Genomic DNA, 19877 nt, shown 5'->3' with positions numbered 1-19877 from the left:
GCTGCGTTTCATTCTTTCCTTGCCTTATTTCCTTGTTTTAGATGCAGGCGCAGCAAAAAAAGCAAAAGCCGGGACGGATAGCAGGGGCGCGAAGTGCTGTGTTTTCTTCCTGAGCCTATGGGCATAGCACGAAAATGCATATATTGGTCATCGCCACTATGTTCAAAAAAATGGCAAAGAGATGAGAGATACCCGCTGTTTCGCGCTTCTACTGCTGGCGCTGTTGGTCTGCTGTACGCTACAGGCAAATCATCTGCACAGCCAATTGCAGGAAACCGCTCCAGCCGCTGCGCAGGAAACCGCCTGGTCAACCCTGAAAAAGCCCGTCAACGTCAGTTTTGCGAGCAGCGACGTCCGGTTCCCGCAGGACCAGGTGCCGCAGGTGGAGAAGCAGGACCAATGGAGCCCCGTGGCCTGGAAAGGTGAGAAGGTGCACACGCAGTTGCTGCTCTGGACAAACAAGGCGATCCCGGAGCTGAAAGTAAGCGTCACGGATCTCAAAGACCGGAAAGGAAACCGCATACAAGCTGCCAACATCACCCCGGGCCTTCTCCGCTACGTCCTCACCGACGAGTTCAGGGAGGGGTGTGGCGACCGCCGACCCGCCGACTATGACTCCTCGCTGGTGGCGGACCTGGTGGATACGACGACCGTGACTTCAGTAGCCCGGAACACCGTGCAGCCTATATGGCTCACGCTGGAAGTGCCGCGCCAAACGCCTGCCGGTATATATAACGGGGTGGTTACCGTAGCTGCAGGAAAGCCTTACAGGATGCGGGTGTCCGTGACGGTGCAGGAACGCGAGCTGCCTGCCCCCAGCGAGTGGGCCTTTGACCTGGATTTGTGGCAGCACCCGGCCGCCATCGCCCGTGTGCACAACGTGCCGCTCTGGAGCGAGCAGCACTATGCCCATATGAAACCGTATTACACAATGCTGGCTAACGCCGGGCAGAAGAACATCACCGCCAGCATCATCGACGAGCCATGGAACCACCAGACCTACGACGACTTCCCGAGCCTGATCAAGTGGACGAAACGTAGAGACGGCACCTGGGTATATGACTACAGCCGCTTCGATGAGTACGTCTCGTTTGTGATGCGTTGCGGCATCAAGGCACGCATCAACTGCTACACCATGGTGCCCTGGAAAATGTCCTTCCCCTACCACGACGAAAGCACCGGCAAAGACACCGTGTTCACCTCAAAGACCGGCACCCCCGCTTACAATGCGTTTTGGGGCACCATGTTGCGGGACTTCACAAAGCATCTGAAAGAGAAGGGCTGGTTCCACATCACCACCATAGCGATGGATGAACGCCCGATGGAAGACATGCAGGCCGTGATCAAACTGCTGAAAGAGGTGGACCCTACCTGGCGGATCGCCCTGGCGGGGGTATACCACCCCGAGATTGAGCCTGATATTTTCGAATACAGCATCGCCTCTAAATGGAAGTTCGGGGAGCAGGTGCTGCAGCGGCGCAAGAGGAGCGGCAGACCCAGCACTTTTTACACCAGTTGCTCGGAGGCCTACCCCAATTTCTTCACCTTCTCGCCGCCCGCTGAGCAAGCCTGGATCGGGTGGTATGCAGCGGCGCAGGGCTTTACGGGCTACCTGCGCTGGGCCTACAACAGCTGGGTGGAAAACCCGGCGCAGGACAGCCGTTTCCGGTCCTGGCCAGCCGGCGACACCTACCAGGTTTATCCGGGGCCGCGCACATCGGTGCGTTTCGAGAAGCTGGTGGAAGGCATTCAGGACTTTGAGAAAATACGCCTGCTGCGCGAAGAGTTCACCCGCACTGGAAACCGGGCGAAGCTCCGGGAACTGAACGAAATGCTGGCTGCTTTTGAGGTGCCGGCGCTGGAAAAGACACCGGCCGCTGTCACGCTTGCCGCCGCGCGGGCTACCCTGAACAGGCTTTAGGCAGTAAACCATACCGGGTATATATAACCAGAGCCGACAGGTTCAGGGCGCAGCGCATGCCGTTTGCACCTCATTTCCATTTCAAGCACTCCTTTTTCCGCAGCTTTCGAAAAGGGGCAAATACAAGGCAGTGTATTGTCTTGCAACTGCCTGGTTTACAGTATACCCTCCATAAAATCATTTCCTGATCCTGCTATATACCCTGCTACGGAAGTAGCTACACGGGATTGTTCAATTCACTTCCCTTACTCACTGAAATCCTTCAGTATAAGTGAGTGGTAGCTTTTTAAAAAAATTATTTAAGTTTGTTGTTTTTTAAAAAAGCCATCATAACTTGTTAACAATTATTCAATATAAGCTTTAGAATTAACTGTTCAGGAGATGCTTGATAAGCAGGTCGCATATAAAAGGAACATTATCCGGCAACTGTATTTTGCGGGGGAGCTGGCATGCGCAGACCTGAGCACGCTCACGCGCAAAAGCGTCCCCCTCACCACCCGGGTGCTGAATGAGTTGATAGAAGAGGGGGCGGTGATTGAAAAAGGCCATGCCCACTCTACGGGCGGGCGGCGGCCACAAATGTATTCCCTGAAGCCCGACCTGATGTATGTAGTGTCGGTGGCGATGGATCAGCTGATTACCCGCATTGCGCTGCTGGACATGCACAACAACTATATCGGGGAAGTGCAGCGCGTGGAGTTGCCCCTGGCGGATAACCCGGAGGCGCTCGGGCTGCTGACCCGCCATATACAGGGCTTCCTCCGGCAAACAGGCATCCCGAAAGACAAGATTGTCGGCGTTGGCATTGGCATGCCCGGGTTTGTGGACGTCACCAAAGGCATCAACCATTCTTTCCTGCAAACAGAGCAAGGCAGCATTGTCAGCCAGATAGAGGCTGCTATCGGTATCCCGGTTCTCATCGACAACGACTCCAGCCTGGTGGCGCTGGCGGAGCAGAAGCTTGGCGCGGCCAGAGACAAGCAGAACGTGATGGTGCTGAGCATTGGATGGGGCATCGGTTTGGGGATGATCCTGAACGGGGCCCTGTTCAGGGGGCACAACGGCTTCGCGGGCGAGTTCAGCCATATCCCCCTCTTCGTGAACGACAAGCTGTGCAGCTGCGGGAAAACCGGGTGCCTCGAAACCGAGACCTCCCTGCTCGTGATCGCGGAGAAAGCGGTCCGCGGCTTGAAAGAGGGGCGGCCCTCTGCGTTGCAGGGCCTGACGCTGGACGATATGGAGGAGACCTCCAACGCCATTATGGAGGCGGCGATGAAAGGAGACAGGTTTGCCATCGAGCTGTTTTCCGAGACGGCCTACAACATCGGGCGAGGCGTGGCCACCCTGATCCACCTGCTCAATCCGGAGCTGATCGTGCTGAGCGGCAGGGGGTCTTTGGCGGGAAAGCTTTGGATGGCCCCCATCCAGCAGGCGATAAACGAGCACTGCATCCCAAAGATCGCGGAGAACACAGAAATCAGGATTTCATCTTTCGGTTACCAGGCAGAGGTGGTGGGTGCCGCTGCCCTGGTCATGGAACATTACGATACGCTGGAGGCCGTGAAAGGCAGCCAGGAAGACAATTTCCTGCTGGCCTGATCGCCCGGCAGCCATCACTACGATCACATTTTTCACAATCAAAACTACTTTATATGAAGAGAATGATTACGAAACAGTTCGTGCTTTGCCTGTTCCTGAGCTTGTTGGTGAGCCTGGCGTATGCGCAGACAAAAAGCACGGTAACGGGCACCGTGAAAGACGCCAAGGGCGCACCATTGCCCGGTGTGAGTATAATTGAAGCAGGGACAAACAACGGCGTGGCGACAGATGTCTCGGGCAACTTCACCATCGCGGTGCAGCCGGACGCCGTTTTGCAGGTGATGTTTCTGGGCTATGCCTCAAAAGAAGTGCCTGTCGGCAATGCCGCAAACCTGAGTATTGTGTTAGAGGAGGATGCCAAAAGCCTGGAAGAAGTGGTGGTGACGGCCCTCGGAATCCGGAGAGAGAAGCGCAGGCTTGGGTACTCTGTCACAGAGCTCAAGGCCTCTGAGGTGGTGACGCAACTGGAGGCCAACCCCGTGAACGCCCTGCAGGGCAAAGTGGCCGGCGTGCAGATCGACCAGAGCGCCGGTGGCGTGTTCGGGAACTCCAAGATCCAGATACGCGGGAACTCCACGCTCAGCACCAACAACCAGCCCATTTTCGTGATCGATGGGGTAATAATGGACAACGACATAAACGGATTGGGCGGGCGCAGCTTCGGCAACGACCTGAAAAACCTGAACATGGAGGACTTTGAGAGCATCTCCATCCTGAAGGGCTCTGCCGCCGCCGCGCTATATGGCGCCCGGGCCATCAACGGGGTGGTTTTGATCACGACCAAGAAAGGAGAGAAGGGCGAGGGACTCGGGATCACAGTAACGCAGTCGGTGCACGTGGCCGACCCGTTCAAGGGCCCTGAGTTTCAGAACGAGTTCGGCGGCGGTAGTGTCGGCGCCTACTTCACCGATTTCAGGGAGCCGAACTACGGCTCGGACCAGAACTTCCGCACAAAAGTCTTCCCCATCGACCCGATCAGCGGCATGCCATATATAGACCCGGGCATCAACCGCGAACTGGAGAACTGGGGCCCGCGCTTTAACGGGCAGGAGGTGCTGAATTACGATGGCACCCTCACCCGCTACGAGGCGCAGCCCGACAACTTCCTGGACGCTTTTGATAGAGGCGTGTCGTCCAACACGAACGTGGCCATACAGGGAGGCACCGAGAAATCCACCTTCCGCGTGTCTTACACCCACGACGAGAACCAGGGCGTGGTGCCCCGCAACGAGATGCTGAAAAATGGGTTCAGTGCCCGCGCGACGCATATCTTCAACAACATCTTCAGCATCGATATAGGCGGGGACTACACGGCCACAGAAGCGAAGAACCCGCCAAACCTGAGCTCTCAGGATGCCTTTGCCTCCGGTAACTTCGGCAAGGCCTACACCTGGATCTTCCCGCGTAACTACGACACGGACTACTGGCGCCAGCGCGAACGGTATATAGGCGCCTTCGGCGGCGTGCCGCGGCCTTTGGACCCGAACGAGCCGAACAAGGTGCCGGGCGCTGACTTCTGGTTTGGCCTCTACGAGAACGATTATGTGCAGAAGGAGCAGATGATGCGCGGCCGCATCGCCCTGACGGCCGATGTGACGAACTGGATGAAGGTGGTGCTGGAAGGCAACGTCAACAACATCTATAAAAACAACGAGGCACGGGAGCTGGGCCAGGGATATAACTTCACGGGGCAGAGCAACCGCGATGGCGGCTATTACTCGCTGGCGCAAACAGCCAAGAACACCAGCTTCCTGAAGTGGATGACGATGTTTACCAAAGACCTCGGCAGCGACTTCGACTTTAACGGCTATATAGGCGGCGAAACGCAGCGCACGCAGATAGATTACAACAGCATCGCCACCTCCGGCGGATTGAACATTCCGGCGGGTTACTTTGTGACGAATTCGCGGCTGCCCAACGAGGTGTCGGGCGGCATTACCTACAACAAGCACCTGAACTCGCTGTATGCAAGCGCCGACTTCTCCTTCAGGGACCAGGTTTATCTGCAGACCACCTGGCGCGGCGACTGGTCGTCGGCGCTCACCTACTCAAACGGCACGGGCAACAACTTTTACAATTACCCATCAGCCAGCTTGTCGTGGGTGTTCTCCGAGACGTTCGGCCTGCCCACTGCCGTATCCTTTGCGAAGCTGCGGGCAAACGTAGCGGCCCTCGGGAAAGACACGGACCCTTTCACCCTCAACCCGGGCTTCATCTTCAACGGCTTTGCGACGATCAACGGGCAGAACATCCCGCTTTCCACGTTCAACAACTCCAACGGCATACAGCCAAACCTGAAGCCTGAGAGGAAACTGGCCAAAGAGGTGGGGCTCGAGATGCGCTTCCTGAACGACCGCCTCGGCTTCGACCTGTCGCTGTACCAGGACAACACCCGCAACCAGATCCTGCCGATCCAGGTGCCGCAGGAGTCGGGCGTCCGTTCCGTCATCATCAACGCGGGGAACATCCAGAACAGGGGAATTGAGTTTGCCCTGAACGCCACGCCGGTGCTCACCGATAATTTCCAGTGGAACGTGAGCGGTAACATCTCCCACAACAAAAACAAGATCATCAGCCTGAGCGAAGGCGTGAAGGAGTATAAGCTTGGCGGTGATATTTTTGAAGTGGGCACCTACGCCATCGCCGGCGAGTCCTATGGCATCATCCGGTCGCGCATCCACTCCAAAAAGTACCAGGCCGAGGATGAGAACGGCAACCCGGTGGATGACCCGAACAACGGCAAGCGCGTGTTGTCGTGGCGCTCAGATGCAAGGGCTGCCTTCCCGGCCAGGAGCAACGAGCTGCAGAACATCGGGGATATAAACGCGAAGTACCGTTGGGGCCTGCAGAACAATTTCACGCTGGGCCGCCTGAACCTCGGCGTGCTGATCGATGCGAAAGTGGGCGGCGACATCATCCTGTCGTCTTACAGGCTGGGCACGCACACCGGCGTATTGCCGAACACGCTTTTCGGAAGAGACGCGGAGCATGGCGGCATTACCTGGACCAGCGCCTACGACGGGCAGACCTACGACGACGGTATCATCGTGGATGGCGTGTTTGCGCCCGGCCAGATGGTGACGCTTCCGGACGGCAGCAGCGTGAACGTGGGCGGGATGTCATTCGAGGAGGCATATGAGCAAGGCTACGTGGAGCCGACGCACGCGCCGCAGTATTACTACCGTTACGGGTCTTCTTCTACCGGCGTGTCGGACCTGATGATCTGGGAGAATTCCTGGGTGGCCCTGCGGGAAGTGTCGCTGTCTTACAACTTCCAGGAGGGGATATATAAAAAGCTTAAGCTGACCTCCCTGAGCCTGAGCCTGGTGGGCAGAGACCTCGGCTACCTGTACAACAGCCTTCCGTTCGACATCAACCCGGCCTCCAACCTGTCGAACAGCACGGCCGTCGCCGGGGAGTACGGGTTCCTGCCGATGGTCCGGAACATGGGCTTCACTTTAAGACTCGGCATTTAAGCACAGGATTACATCCACGACTTAACTTAAAACGAACATGATGAAGATAAATAAATATGCGGCTTTTGCCCTGATTGCCGGCCTGAGCAGCATCTCCTACTCCTGCGAGAAAGATTTCGACGAAATAAACACGAGCCAGACGGTGGTGGACGAGCCGGATATCAAGTTCCTGCTGGCGCATGCAGAAGACCGGATCGCGTCTTACCAGGGCACCGAGTGGATATGGGAGAGCCTGGAGCAGCTGTTCCGGTACACGCAGCACATGAGCGCCAGCCCCTTTGAGCTTTCGGACAATGTAAACACCCGCTACGCTGCCTATTACAACGACATCCTGCCAAACCTTTTTGAAATCAGGAGGCAGATCGAGGCCAAGCCTGACAGAGACCGGTACCAGAAGGCGGCGGCCGTAACCTATGTGCTGCAAGTGTTGCATGGGCTGAAGGTAACGGATATGAACGGCTCTATCCCCTACACCGAGGCGGTGCAGGGCCGCTACGATGCGATGTACAGCCCGAAATATGACACGCAGAAAGAGCTGCTCGACACCTGGCTGGGTGAGCTGGACATGGCCATCGGCGTGCTCGGCAACAGCGCGCTCACCGACCAGGAGCTATATGGCACCTCGGACCTGTATTACCAGGGCGACTACACCAAATGGGCCAAGCTGGCGAACACGCTGAAGCTGCGGATTGCCGTGCGGTACGAGAACCAGGATGCGGAGAAAGCCAGGGCCATTTTCAGGGAGGTGATGGCGGACGGCATCGGGCCCATTGTGGCGGACGAGGAGCAGCTGGCGTACCGCAACACCAACTATTCCCCCTTCAACCCAAGCGACATCGACTACCGCAGCCGCCGGTTCGGAAGCCTCTCGCTGGTCAGCTTCATGAAAGAGACGGAAGACCCGAGGTTGCCTATTTACTTCGATGAGAATGACCTGACAGGGAGCTTCAGGGATTCGCTGAACAAGTACAACGTGCAGCTCCCTTCGTTTATAAATCCCGCCGACCCGCTGGTGATGTACCAGGGTGGGCCTGTTGACTGGACAACGAAACCCGAGATCGCAGCCTATATGAGCAGCCCGCTGGAGGTGGGCCCGCTCCGGTATGACCTGATTTCACCGGTAAACAGGCGTTTCTTCTCCCCCCGCGTGGACAACGCCAGCGGCAATTTCATGCACGTGCTGGTAACGCACGCGGAGTCCTGCTTTTACATCGCGGAGTTTATCCAGAAAGGCTATGGCGATGGCACAGCAGGAACGGCAGCAGAATGGTATGAGCAAGGCGTGGCTTCCTCCATCAGAACGATGGACCAGATTGCGCGGGAGGCGGGCTCTTCCACGGCCTTTGGCTCCGGCGAAAATTTAGAGGCTTTCGTTCAGGCGTATTTAGAGGACCCGGAGGTGAAGCTGAACGGGGAGAATGACCTGGAGCGGATTTATATACAGGAGTACATCAACTTCTTCCGGCTGGCCAATGAGGCCTTTGTGTTCGTGCGCAGAACCGGCTATCCTAAAAACGGCTCTGATTATTACAGCAGGGAACCGTTTAACGAGCCAATCCCGCGCCGTTTCTGGCTGATTGACCCGGGCGAGTTGAACCGCGCCAACTGGGCCAGCGCCTTAACAGAGCAGGGCTTCACGCCGGGCAGCAGAGACATACAGGTGCTGAGCCAGGAGCGGGTTTGGTACGATAAACCGGCGCCTGACTTCGGCGAGGGAATGTAGGTCCTGAAGTGAATGTTTAAGGCATTTATATATAAAATGGGTAAGTAGAAAGGGGCATCCCCTGGCTACTTATCCATTTTGATTTTGAATGAATCAGGCATTGTTTTTGAATTTCTCCGGCAGTATATATAAAAACAGTGGCTTCTGCAGGCATGAGCTATATAGCAGGGGGTAGCGCATACATAAGCAGGTTATAGGTATTTATCCTTACTTTCAAGGCAACAGCACAGCAGCCTCACAAAAACGCAAGGGGCCACTTACAATTTAATCAGATCTATAAAATCAGCTATATAAAATCAGCAAGGCATATGAAAATGAGAGACAGACGCAAATTCATAAAGTTATCCGCGTTAGGCGCGACTTTCTTGGGGGCGGGATTTCACTTTGAGAAAGCATTCGCCGGGTCGCTGGGCGCAGCAAAAGGCCAGAAGCCCATCGTGATTTCCACCTGGGATCACGGCATTCCGGCCAACGAAGCCGCCTGGAAGGTGCTATCGAATAAAGGCAGCGCCCTGGACGCAGTGGAAGCCGGCGTGCGCGTGCCGGAGGCCGACCCAGAGGTAAGAACCGTGGGCTATGGCGGCTTCCCGGACCGCGAGGGCAAAGTAACGCTCGACGCCTGCATCATGGACAAAGACAGCAACTGCGGGGCGGTGGCTTTCCTGCAGCACATCAAGCACCCCATCTCGGTGGCCCGCAAAGTAATGGAAGACACGCCGCACGTGATGCTGGTGGGAGACGGTGCCTTGAAGTTTGCGCTGGAGAAGGGTTTCCAGAAGGAAAACCTGTTGACGCCGGCCTCTGAAAAAGACTGGAAAAACTGGCTGAAGGAATCGAAGTACAAGCCGGTCATCAACATCGAGAACCACGACACCATCGGCATGCTGGCCCTGGATGCCAACGGTGACCTGGCGGGCGCCTGCACCACCAGCGGCGCAGCTTACAAAATGCACGGCCGCGTGGGCGACTCCCCCATCATCGGGGCCGGCTTGTTTGTGGATAACGAAGTAGGGGCCGCCACGGCCACAGGGCTGGGTGAGGCCGTGATCCGGATGGTGGGAAGCCATCTGGTGGTGGAGCTGATGCGGCAGGGCAACTCGCCGGAGGATGCCTGCCGGCTGGCCGTGGAGCGGATCATAGCCAAGCAAAAAGACGTGAAAGACCTGCAGGTTGGCTTTATCGCCCTGAATAAAAAGGGAGAGTACGGCGGCTACTGCATCCACAAAGGGTTTAACTATGCCATCCAGCACGCCTCTGGTAAACAACTGATCGATGGAAAAAGCAAGTTCTAAACAGGAGCTGGCGCTGGAGATCTGCATCGACTCTGTCGCCTCCGCCCTGGCCGCGGAGCGTGGAGGAGCCCAGCGCGTGGAGCTGTGCGATTACCTGGTTGGGGGCGGCACAACCCCCAGCGCCGGGATGATCGCGGTTGTCCGGAGGCACATACAGATTAGCCTGCACGTGCTGATCCGCCCGCGCAGAGGCGATTTCCTGTACTCGGAGGAGGAGTTTGAGGTTATGAAAAGGGACATTGCCGTGTGCAGGGAACTGGGCGCAGACGGCGTGGTGATCGGGATGCTCAAAGCAGACGGCACCATCGATATGGACAGGACCCGTGAACTGATCGCGCTGGCCCAGCCGCTCAGCGTTACTTTTCACCGGGCGTTCGACCTTACCCCCGATCCCTACAAGGCGCTGGACGACCTGCTGCAGTTGGAGGTGCAGCGCCTGCTGACATCCGGCCAGCAGGAAACGGCCCTGCAGGGGGTGGACCTGATCCGGGAACTTCAGGAGCGGGCGAAGGGAAAGTTGATCATCATGCCGGGAAGCGGAGTGAACCCCGGCAATGTCCGGGAAATCATTGCCAGAACCGGTGTGAACGAAGTGCACGCCTCTGTCCGCAGGAAAGTGGAGAGCGAGATGGTGTACCGGAAAGATTACCCGCCCATGTCCGGCAGCAGCAGCCTGTCGGAGTTCGAGCAATTGGTGGCAGAGGAGGCGCAGGTTCGGCTGATGCGGCTTTAGCCTGATATAGAACCGCTCTCTTCCTGCCGCTAACGTGCTTCCACCTCTTGTCTATATATAACAACCGACTTTACCGGCATATATCCTACGCCCTTTACAGTTTAGAGCACCTCTCTGCGTATCCCAGCGGATATATAACCTGCTGTGCGGAGCCACCGCGTTAGGCTTGCACGCAGGCTTCTGTTCAACCAGAACGCGGCATGCACGCCGGATTGTTATTTAACTTGTTTTCTTCTTGTTTTCCCGGGAAAACAATCAGAATTTGCCTTCATTCCTCTAGAAGCTGTTGATTTTGAACGAAGCGGTAGGGGGAAAGGAAGCTAGCGTTATATATAAGATAAAAGCATGAAGGTCTTAAAATTTGGGGGCAAGTCACTGAGCAACGGCGAGCCGATTGAAAGAGCTGTCAACATCATAAAAGAAGAGGCCAGGACGGGTGCTATCGCGGTGATCGTTTCCGCCAGGGGCCAGAGCACCAACCTGCTGCTGGACCTATATGCCAGGGCGGTGCAGGGCAAAAACTTCGAGAAGGAACTGGAAAACTTCATGGACCTGCAGTATATGCAGGGGCTGGATGCGGACCTGAACGCCTATCAGCAGGAGGTGGGCGCGGTACTCCATGCGCTGCAGTTAATCGGCATAGACAGCGAGCGGGCAAGGGACAGGGTGCTGGCCTACGGCGAAGTGATCAGCGCCCGGACGGTGGCCTCCCTTCTGAGAAGGGAGGGGCTGGAGGCGGTTTTTGTGGATGCACGGGACCTGCTGTACGCGCGGGCCACCGCGAATGAAACTGTCGTGGATTTTCCGCGCTCGAAGAGCAGTACACTGGCCTTCTTCAACTCGCTGCAGGCGCACCAAATTCCTGTCATCACCGGGTTCATCGCCTCGGACCCGACCGGCAGAACCATCACGCTCGGCCGGAACGGGAGCAACTACACCGCCACCCTCATCGCCAGCTTCATCAGGGCCTCGGAGGTGCAGAACTGGACTGACGTGGACGGTGTGTACACGGCCAGCCCCAAATATGTGAAGGGCGCCCAGCGCATTCCGCATCTGAGCTACCGCGAAGCCAACGAGCTGGCTAACTTCGGGGCCAACGTGCTGCATGCCAAAACCATTCTGCCGCTTGTGGAAAGCGGCATCCCGCTGAAGATCTGCAGCAGCCTGGCGCCCGGCCGGCAAGGCACCCTGATCGATGAGAACGGGTCCGGCAAGGGAATCAAGGCCGTGACCACGGTGGAGGACGTGTCGCTGGTGAGCATTGAAGGGCGCGGGCTGCTGGGGAAGGTGGGGATCGACGCCCGTATTTTCAGTGCGCTGAGCAGCCGGAACGTCAGTGTGCGGCTTATCTCCCAGGCCTCGTCGGAGCGGGGCATCGGGTTCGTGATCAACAAAGAGGATGCCGCCGCCGCAGAGCATGCCCTCACTACCGAGTTCAAAGACGAACTGGAGCACGGCAGCATCTCCCATATCCGCATCGACAGCGACATGGCCATCATCGCCATTGTGGGCCGCCACAACTACTCGCTCGAGAAAGCCATATATGGCCTGCGGAGAAACAAGGTCTGGATGCACCTGATCAGCAACAGCATCAACGGGGAGCAAATCTCCCTGGTGATCGACAACAAGTCGCTGAAAAAGGCGGTGAACGTGGTGCATAACCAGGTGTTTGGCGCTATCAAATCCCTAAACCTGTTTGCCTTTGGCAAAGGTACGGTGGGCGGCAGGCTGCTCGACCAGATCATCGAGACCGGGGACGAGGTGGTAAAACGCCGGAACCTGAAAATCAACATCGTGGGGGTGGCTGACTCCGTCAGGATGATCTTCAACGAGGACGGCCTGGGCAGGAACTGGAAACAGGAGCTCGCGGAAAGCGACCAGGAGAGTTCGTTGGCCGATATCATTTTCAGGCTGGGGGAGTCCGGGTTGGAGAACATTGTGATCGCGGACAACACCTCGTCGCAGGAGCTCGCGGAGCAGTATCCTGTGCTGGTGAACAGTGGGTTCGACATTGTAGCATCCAACAAAAAGGCCAACTCCATCTCCTATGAGTTTTACCAGAACCTGCGCAACAACCTGAAGCGAAAGGGGAAGCTGTTTTACTACGAAACCAACGTCGGCGCCGGCTTGCCCCTGATCGACACCATCAAGCACCTGCACAACTCCTCCGACCGCATCGAACGGATACGCGGCGTGTTTAGCGGCTCTTTGAGCTATATCTTCAACAACTACTCCATTCAGGACAAGGACTTCTCGGCGGTGCTCACGGAGGCAAAAAACCTGGGCCTGACGGAGCCTGACCCGAGAGAGGACCTGAGCGGGCTGGATGTGGCCCGGAAGCTGATCATCCTTGCCCGGGAAGTAGGGCTGAAGCCGGAGTTGGAGGACGTTTCAGTGCAAAGCCTTGTGCCGGAGTGCGTCTCCGACTCAAAGGATTACGCGGAGCTTTACTCGAGGAAGGAGGAGGTGGATGCTTATTTCGAGCAGATCAAACGCGGTCTTACCGAGGAGGAGGTGTTGCGCTATGTGGGTGACCTGGAGGTAAAGGAAAACCGCCTGACGGTTTCGCTGGTGAAGGTCAGCAGGAACTCTCCCCTGGGCAACATCAAAAATGCCGATTCTATCTTCGAGATCTATACCGAAAGCTACGGGGCGCAGCCGATCATTATCCAGGGCGCGGGTGCCGGCTCAGAGGTAACAGCAAGAGGCGTGTACTCGGACCTGTTGCGGATCGGGGGGCAGTATTGATCTGCGTGACAAAGAAACTCAAAGCAGAAGAACCGGGTAACACCGGTTTTTTTGCTTTGATAGCTACCTTTATAAGATAGTATATAAAATCATTTTGTTTGGGTATCTTGAACGGGAGGAGAGACTTTACTTAGACGATAATGATTGACAAAAAGGTGATTTTCGAACATCGGTAATAGGTGAATCCACTTCTATATATAATGCAGATAAGCCGAATAACTCCTGCTATCTACAAGTTGGTGGGAATAAAATTATAAAATGGAATTTGAAAAGATACTGTCAAGATTGGAGAGCTCTACGTTGTCCGATGAAGATGAAGTAGATGTTTTTATTGATGAAATCAGTTCTTTACTGGAAGATTTCGAACTGGATAAGGAGCAGAAAGAAAAATTAATCAATCGAATACTTCGCTTTATCGAAAGGCAGGAAAATGAAGAATTTATATCATGGTCTCTTATCCATTTCATAGAGTGGCTGGACGAAGAGAATACTACAACCTATAACAACCAAGTTTTAGAATCATTAGAAAGGAAGCCCACATCCTTAACCCTCATTCTCCTAAACAGGATTATAAATGCGGAGACAGCCAATTTAATTAAAAAGGATAGGCTTGTGGAAGAGTTGAAAAGGGTAACTAAAAATCCTGGAGCAACTAACTTTGTTCAGCAAGAGGCATTGGACTTTTACGAACGTCAATTGAAGAACTTATAAAAGAAAACCTACTTCCACCAACACGGCACATAAGCCAAACTTCGGCTACGCCTTGCCCGCCTTATGTACCAGCACCGTTAGCAGTGATTCTTAAAGAATCCAGGCGAGTGCTCAGGGTTATTATTTATATGCAATATTGGATGAGAACCGGCTCTAATTAAACAATATTATCGATAGCATGAACTCGCAAGAACATGGAGGAACAAGCGAAAGGGAATAAAGTAACATACAGGTTAACCACAGGATTATTTATAGTTTATTTGATTGTGTTAGCCTGGATTTTGCTTCTTAAGTTAGGTGTACAATTTTCTTATATGCAGAATAGGCGCGTAAACTTAATTCCGTTTAGTGAACCTTTAATCCTGAATGGTCAAGCTGATTTCGGTGAGATCATCTTGAATGTATTGATTTTTGTACCGCTTGGGATATACGCGGGAATTTTATTTCAAAGATGGATTTTTGGAAAAAAGCTCTTCTTCTTTTTCTTAATCAGCTTCATAGTTGAAGGACTTCAATATATTTTGGCCATTGGTGCTTTTGATATCACAGATATAATCACGAATACTTTCGGCGGGACAATAGGATTGTTGCTATTCAAAGCAATTGAGAAAGCATTTAATAACAGTGTTAAGGCACAAAAATTCATTAACACAGTTGCAGCCATCGGAACTGTCTTGATGATTTTATTTTTATTATTTCTAAAAATGGACTTGCTTCCAGTAAGGTATAAGTGATCATAAATTTCATATGTGATATATAACGTTTCTTGTGATAATTAATATGAGAATTCAACGTACCGGGCTTTGCGGTAGCTGCGCCACGGCGAAGCCTAATTCAACATTGGCAAGCATTAAAAAAATAAAAAGGAGTTTAAAAGTCGTAAATTCAATAAGTACAGAGGGTAGGAAATATGGGCTTAGCAAGTATAAAAACAGACTTTCATCAACTCATTGACGAAATTGAGAATGAAGAATTATTATATTCCTTTTATCAATTGCTTGTTCAGAGAAGCCAAGGCAAGAATGGGCAGATTTGGGAAAGCCTGACCGATGAAGTGAAAAATGAATTATTGCTTGCTGACGAAGAAAGTAAAAATCCTAACAGCTGGGTAAGTGACGATGAAACACGCCAAAAGCACCAGCAATGGCTAAGTAAATAGTCTGGACGAAAAGAGCTGATGCAAACTTCATTAAGATCCTGGGATATTAAATGAAGTTTGGGGGAAGAAAGTAACAGAAGCTTTTGTTCAACGGACATATGACTTTTTAGACATCCTCATTGATTTTCCTGAAATTGGAGCAATCCAAAACGCCGGCAGAGACATTCGCGGGGTCACACTCACGAAACACATTTCGATCTTCTATAGAATAGACAACCAGAATATACTTCTGCTAAACTTCTTTGACAATCGACAGCGCACAGATAAAAAATAGAAACGAGGCATAAAACCGGATATACAAAATCCTTGCAGCGCTTAGGGCTTCGGCTGCACGAACACCGTTGTGACCTATATAAAGCGTCGGTTCCATATCCACCTTTTTGAAAGGCTACCGAATTTTCCTTCAACGCGCTATTCCCATTTCCCCACTACATCACTGCTGCTTCTCCACAGCCTTTTTAACGGCCGGCGCCACAACCGTGCCGAGCAGCTCGATGGCGCGCATCACGTTTGCATGCGGCAGCGTGCCCACACTGATATGCAGCAGGAAACGGGTGTTCCCGAACAGCTCGTATTCATATAGGATTTTGTCAATGACCTGCTGCGGACTGCCCACCAGCAGCGAGCCCTCCGGTGCGCGCATCATTTCGTAGTGCTCCCGGTTCATTGGCGACCATCCCCGCTCACGCCCAAGCTTGCTCATTACATAGGCATAGGGCCCGTAGAACTCATCAGCCGCTTTCCGGGAATCGTCGGCTATATACCCGTGCGAGTTGATCGCCAGCTGCAACTTCGCCGCATCGTGTCCGGCCTTTTGGTAGGTCTCTTTATATAGGTCGGTGAAAGGCACAAAGCGCTCCGGCATGCCGCCGATAATAGCCAGCGCCATGGGCAGCCCGTGCGTTGCCGCCCGCACCACAGACGCCGGCGTGCCGCCCACCGCCACCCAAACCGGCAGCTCCTTTTGGTACGGCCTCGGGTAAACACCCAGGTGATCGATCGAAGCCCTGTGCTTGCCTTGCCAGGTCACTTTCTCGCTTTTGTTGAGCTGAATCAGCAGTTCCAGCTTCTCTGAGAAAAGGGAGTCGTAATCTTTCAGGTCATTGCCGAAAAGCGGGAAGGACTCTATGAAGGAGCCCCGGCCCGCGATGATCTCCGCCCTGCCTTTCGAGAGCAGGTCCACATGGGCAAAATCCTGGAAAACCCGGACCGGGTCGTCCGAGCTCAGCACCGTGACCGCACTCGAAAGTTTGATGTTTTTGGTCTTCACAGCCGCGGCGGCCAGCACGACAGCCGGAGAAGAAACGATAAAATCAGGCCGGTGGTGCTCGCCAATGGCAAACACATCCAGGCCCACCTGGTCTGCCAGTTCAACTTCCTCCAGCAGGTGCATCATCCTTTCGTGCGGGCTGAGCAGTTTGCCGGTCGCAGGATCTGGGGTGTTTTCTACAAAAGTGGTGATTCCGATTTCCATGGTCAATTTTAGTAAAAAAGGACGGTCTAACCGAGGCGCAAACGAAAGGGCGAGCGCTATATGTGCATTGGCGACCCGATGCTATATCCCGTTTGCCATACCCCTATCCTATATAAAACTATGCCCGTTCCTCCACCTGCATATTTTATATGTACGGAGACGTATCGGGATATGTACGGAGACGTATCGGGATGGCGGGCGCGTTTCACTTTGCTTCTTTTTATTGAGACAATTCTTCCCATTCCCGCTCCATTCTCCGTTTATATATAAACGATTGCTATATAACGTTTGCCTATGCTGGACATTGTCATCGAAGCCCGTAAAGCATCCATCGGCCCCGGAATGGATGTACGCAGAATCCTCCCTTTCCGGCTGCGCAGGATGGTCGGGCCTTTTATTTTCATGGACCATGCCGGCCCGGTAGCGGTGCAGCCGGAGCAAACGCACGCCATGGACGTGCTGCCGCACCCGCACATCGGCTTGTCTACGGTCAGCTATTTGTTCGGCGGGCAGGTCACGCACCGCGACAGCCTGGGCGTGCAACAGGTCATTCGGCCGGGAGAAGTGAACTGGATGACGGCCGGCAGCGGAATAGCCCATTCAGAGCGCTTCGAAGACCCCAAAGCCCTGGCGGGCGGCTCCCTGGAAATGATCCAGACCTGGGTGGCCCTCCCCGAAAAAGACGAAGAGGCAGCGCCTGCCTTCAACAATTATAAGCCCGGGCAGCTGCCCATCTTCACCGATACCGGTGTCTGGATGAGGCTGATTGCCGGGAATGCGTTCGGCTTGCAAAGCAACGTAAAAACCCATTCACCCCTGTTTTACCTGCATGTGGCGCTGGACAAGGGCGCGCATTTCGGGCTGCCCAAAGAGCACGCGGAGCGGGGCATCTATATAGCCAAAGGCAGCGTAGAGGTTTCCGGCAACACGTACACCGTGGGGCAGATGCTCGTCTTTACAAAGGGCGCGGACCCGGTGATTCTGGCAAAAGAAAGCGCCACGCTCATGCTGCTGGGAGGCGAACCGCTGGGCGAGCGGTTTATCTGGTGGAATTTCGTCTCCTCCCGGAAAGAACGGATCGAGCAGGCCAAGGCAGACTGGAAGGCAGGCAGGATCCTGTTACCGCCCACCGACAACGCAGAATTTGTCCCGCTCCCGGAAGACCGCTCCCGGCCCGCCGGAAGCCCGGCACCCCAGGCACTGTCCTGAGGCCGGTCCTCTGCCCGGTTGCCCGCAGGTATATAGCCTGTAGGGCACCTGATTCAGCGCTGAACTGCCTGGAAATGGGAGAGGCTGGATGAGTAGTCGGAGGCGTTTACTATATCGTTTCACTTAGCCTGTGCTGGTATATGCCGGCTCATCTATACTTAAATCATCGATCTATGAGAGAATCTGGAATCAAATCGGATATGGCAAGCCTGGAGTATGTGGGCATCACCAATGCGCAGGAAGTACTTTGGAACCTGACGCCGGTAGAATTAGTGGAGGAGGCCATCAAAAACGGGGAGGGAGTGCTGGCGGATACCGGAGCCCTGGTTTGCGACACCGGCAAGTTCACGGGCCGCTCGCCTCAGGACCGCTTTATAGTGAAGGATGCCAACACAAAGGATTCCGTTTTCTGGAGCCAGATCAACCTCCCATTCGAGCCGGAGAAGTTCGACAGGCTGCTCGGAAAAATGGCGGCCTTCCTGCAGCAGCGGAAGCTGTATGTGCGCGATGCCTACGCCGGCGCCCACCCGGAGTACCGCCTGAACCTGCGCATCATCAATACGCAGGCATGGCACAACCTCTTTTGTGACACGATGTTTCTCCGGCTGACACCCCACGAAACGCAGCAGCACATGCCCGAATTCACGGTTATCTGCGCCCCTGAGTTTAAGGCAGACCCGGAGGCAGACGGCACGCGGCAGCAAAACTTTTCGATCATCGATTTCTCCAGAAAGATCATCCTGATCGGGGGCACAGGCTACACCGGCGAAATGAAGAAAGGCATCTTTTCGGTGCTGAACTATCTTTTGCCGCACGAGCGCAACGTGCTCTCCATGCATTGCTCCGCCAACGTGGGCAGGACGGGTGATACCGCCATTTTCTTCGGGCTTTCCGGAACCGGGAAAACCACCCTCTCCGCCGATCCGGAACGCCACCTGATCGGGGACGACGAGCATGGCTGGACCTCGGACAGCGTTTTTAATTTTGAGGGAGGCTGCTATGCCAAAGTGGTGGATTTGTCCTGGGACCAGGAACCGGACATATGGAATGCCATCCGGTTTGGGGCCGTATTAGAGAACACCCGCTTTTACAAAGGCACCCGCACCGTCGATTATGCTGACAAATCAGTGACCGAGAATACGCGTGTCGCATACCCCATTCACTATATACCCAATGCGGTGGAGCCGTCCAGAGCGGGGATTCCGAAGAACATCTTTTTCCTGACAGCGGATGCCTTCGGGATACTGCCCCCGATCTCCCGGCTAAACACGAGCCAGGCCATGTACTATTTTATTTCAGGGTACACAGCCAAGGTGGCGGGCACTGAGGTGGGGGTTACCGATCCGAAAGCCACGTTCTCGGCCTGTTTTGGGGAGGCTTTCCTACCGCTGCACCCCACCAGGTACGCAGAGCTGCTGGGCCAGAAAATGGCGGAGAGCCAGGCGAATGTGTGGCTGGTGAATACCGGCTGGACGGGTGGCCCCTTCGGGGTTGGGTCGCGGATGAAACTGCGCCATACCCGGTCCATGATCACGGCGGCCCTGAACGGTGAGTTAGACAACGTTGCCTACCATGCTCACCCGGTCTTTTGCATCGAGATACCGCAGGAATGCCCGGGAGTGCCCTCCGAAGTACTAAACCCACGCGAAACCTGGCATGACAAAGGAAACTACGACATAAAGGCGAATGAGCTGGCCGCTTTGTTTGTGAAAAATTTCCTTAAGTATGCAGACTATGCCAACGAAGAAATAATGGCAGGCGCGCCTTCTATCGGGGAAACAGCCTAGGAAATAACCACCATACAACGGGAAAGGCCCCGCTATTTCTGATAG

13 protein-coding genes are annotated in these 19877 nt (G+C 54.6%); 12 read left to right on the top strand and 1 reads right to left on the bottom strand.

Annotated elements, in window-relative coordinates:
* Positions 1-181 precede the first annotated feature (181 nt).
* The 10 genes from ABD920_RS21685 to ABD920_RS21640 all read left to right on the top strand — a co-directional run bounded on the left by ABD920_RS21685 (position 182) and on the right by ABD920_RS21640 (position 15362).
* Entirely contained in the window at positions 182-1921 is a 1740-nt protein-coding gene (locus ABD920_RS21685; RefSeq protein WP_345162233.1) for a DUF4091 domain-containing protein, read from the top strand.
* Between the two features lie 381 nt (positions 1922-2302).
* Positions 2303-3520: an ROK family protein gene (locus ABD920_RS21680; protein WP_345162231.1), complete on the top strand. Its 1218-nt coding sequence runs from the start codon at positions 2303-2305 to the stop codon at positions 3518-3520.
* A gap of 53 nt (positions 3521-3573) precedes the next feature.
* Positions 3574-6996: a SusC/RagA family TonB-linked outer membrane protein gene (locus ABD920_RS21675; RefSeq protein WP_345162229.1), complete on the top strand. Its 3423-nt coding sequence runs from the start codon at positions 3574-3576 to the stop codon at positions 6994-6996.
* A 37-nt stretch (positions 6997-7033) separates the two neighbouring features.
* Positions 7034-8719, top strand: coding sequence for a SusD/RagB family nutrient-binding outer membrane lipoprotein (locus ABD920_RS21670; protein ID WP_345162227.1), 1686 nt, complete (start codon positions 7034-7036; stop codon positions 8717-8719).
* 314 nt (positions 8720-9033) lie between these two features.
* On the top strand, positions 9034-10011 hold the full coding sequence (locus ABD920_RS21665; protein WP_345162225.1) for an isoaspartyl peptidase/L-asparaginase family protein: 978 nt from the start codon (positions 9034-9036) through the stop codon (positions 10009-10011).
* Positions 9992-10744 (top strand): copper homeostasis protein CutC, encoded by a 753-nt coding sequence (locus ABD920_RS21660; protein ID WP_345162223.1) that lies wholly within the window; start codon positions 9992-9994, stop codon positions 10742-10744. The genes ABD920_RS21665 and ABD920_RS21660 overlap by 20 nt, the downstream gene beginning before the upstream one ends.
* A gap of 345 nt (positions 10745-11089) precedes the next feature.
* Positions 11090-13492: a bifunctional aspartate kinase/homoserine dehydrogenase I gene (gene thrA / locus ABD920_RS21655; RefSeq protein WP_345162221.1), complete on the top strand. Its 2403-nt coding sequence runs from the start codon at positions 11090-11092 to the stop codon at positions 13490-13492.
* A 258-nt stretch (positions 13493-13750) separates the two neighbouring features.
* Positions 13751-14203, top strand: a complete 453-nt coding sequence (locus ABD920_RS21650) for a hypothetical protein (protein ID WP_345162219.1) — start codon at positions 13751-13753, stop codon at positions 14201-14203.
* A gap of 194 nt (positions 14204-14397) precedes the next feature.
* On the top strand, positions 14398-14937 hold the full coding sequence (locus tag ABD920_RS21645) for a VanZ family protein (RefSeq protein WP_345162217.1): 540 nt from the start codon (positions 14398-14400) through the stop codon (positions 14935-14937).
* Positions 14938-15113: 176 nt separating this feature from the next.
* Entirely contained in the window at positions 15114-15362 is a 249-nt protein-coding gene (locus ABD920_RS21640) for a hypothetical protein (protein WP_345162215.1), read from the top strand.
* A gap of 433 nt (positions 15363-15795) precedes the next feature.
* Here the strand turns inward: ABD920_RS21640 and ABD920_RS21635 are convergent, their stop codons facing one another.
* Positions 15796-16836: an LLM class flavin-dependent oxidoreductase gene (locus ABD920_RS21635; RefSeq protein WP_345162213.1), complete on the bottom strand. Its 1041-nt coding sequence runs from the start codon at positions 16834-16836 to the stop codon at positions 15796-15798.
* A gap of 294 nt (positions 16837-17130) precedes the next feature.
* Here ABD920_RS21635 and ABD920_RS21630 point away from each other — a divergent pair, with 294 nt between their 5' ends.
* Complete coding sequence (locus ABD920_RS21630) at positions 17131-18045, top strand: pirin family protein (protein WP_345162211.1); 915 nt, start codon at positions 17131-17133, stop codon at positions 18043-18045.
* Positions 18046-18218: 173 nt separating this feature from the next.
* Positions 18219-19832 carry a phosphoenolpyruvate carboxykinase (ATP) gene (pckA, locus tag ABD920_RS21625; protein ID WP_345162209.1) on the top strand — a complete coding sequence of 538 codons (1614 nt, stop codon included), beginning with the start codon at positions 18219-18221 and terminating at the stop codon, positions 19830-19832.
* Positions 19833-19877 lie beyond the last annotated feature (45 nt).

Source organism: Pontibacter saemangeumensis (assembly GCF_039541895.1).
GTDB classification, from domain to species: domain Bacteria; phylum Bacteroidota; class Bacteroidia; order Cytophagales; family Hymenobacteraceae; genus Pontibacter; species Pontibacter saemangeumensis.
The sequence above is the reverse complement of the archived record's forward strand: the minus strand, read 5'-3'. Positions and strand labels throughout refer to the sequence as shown.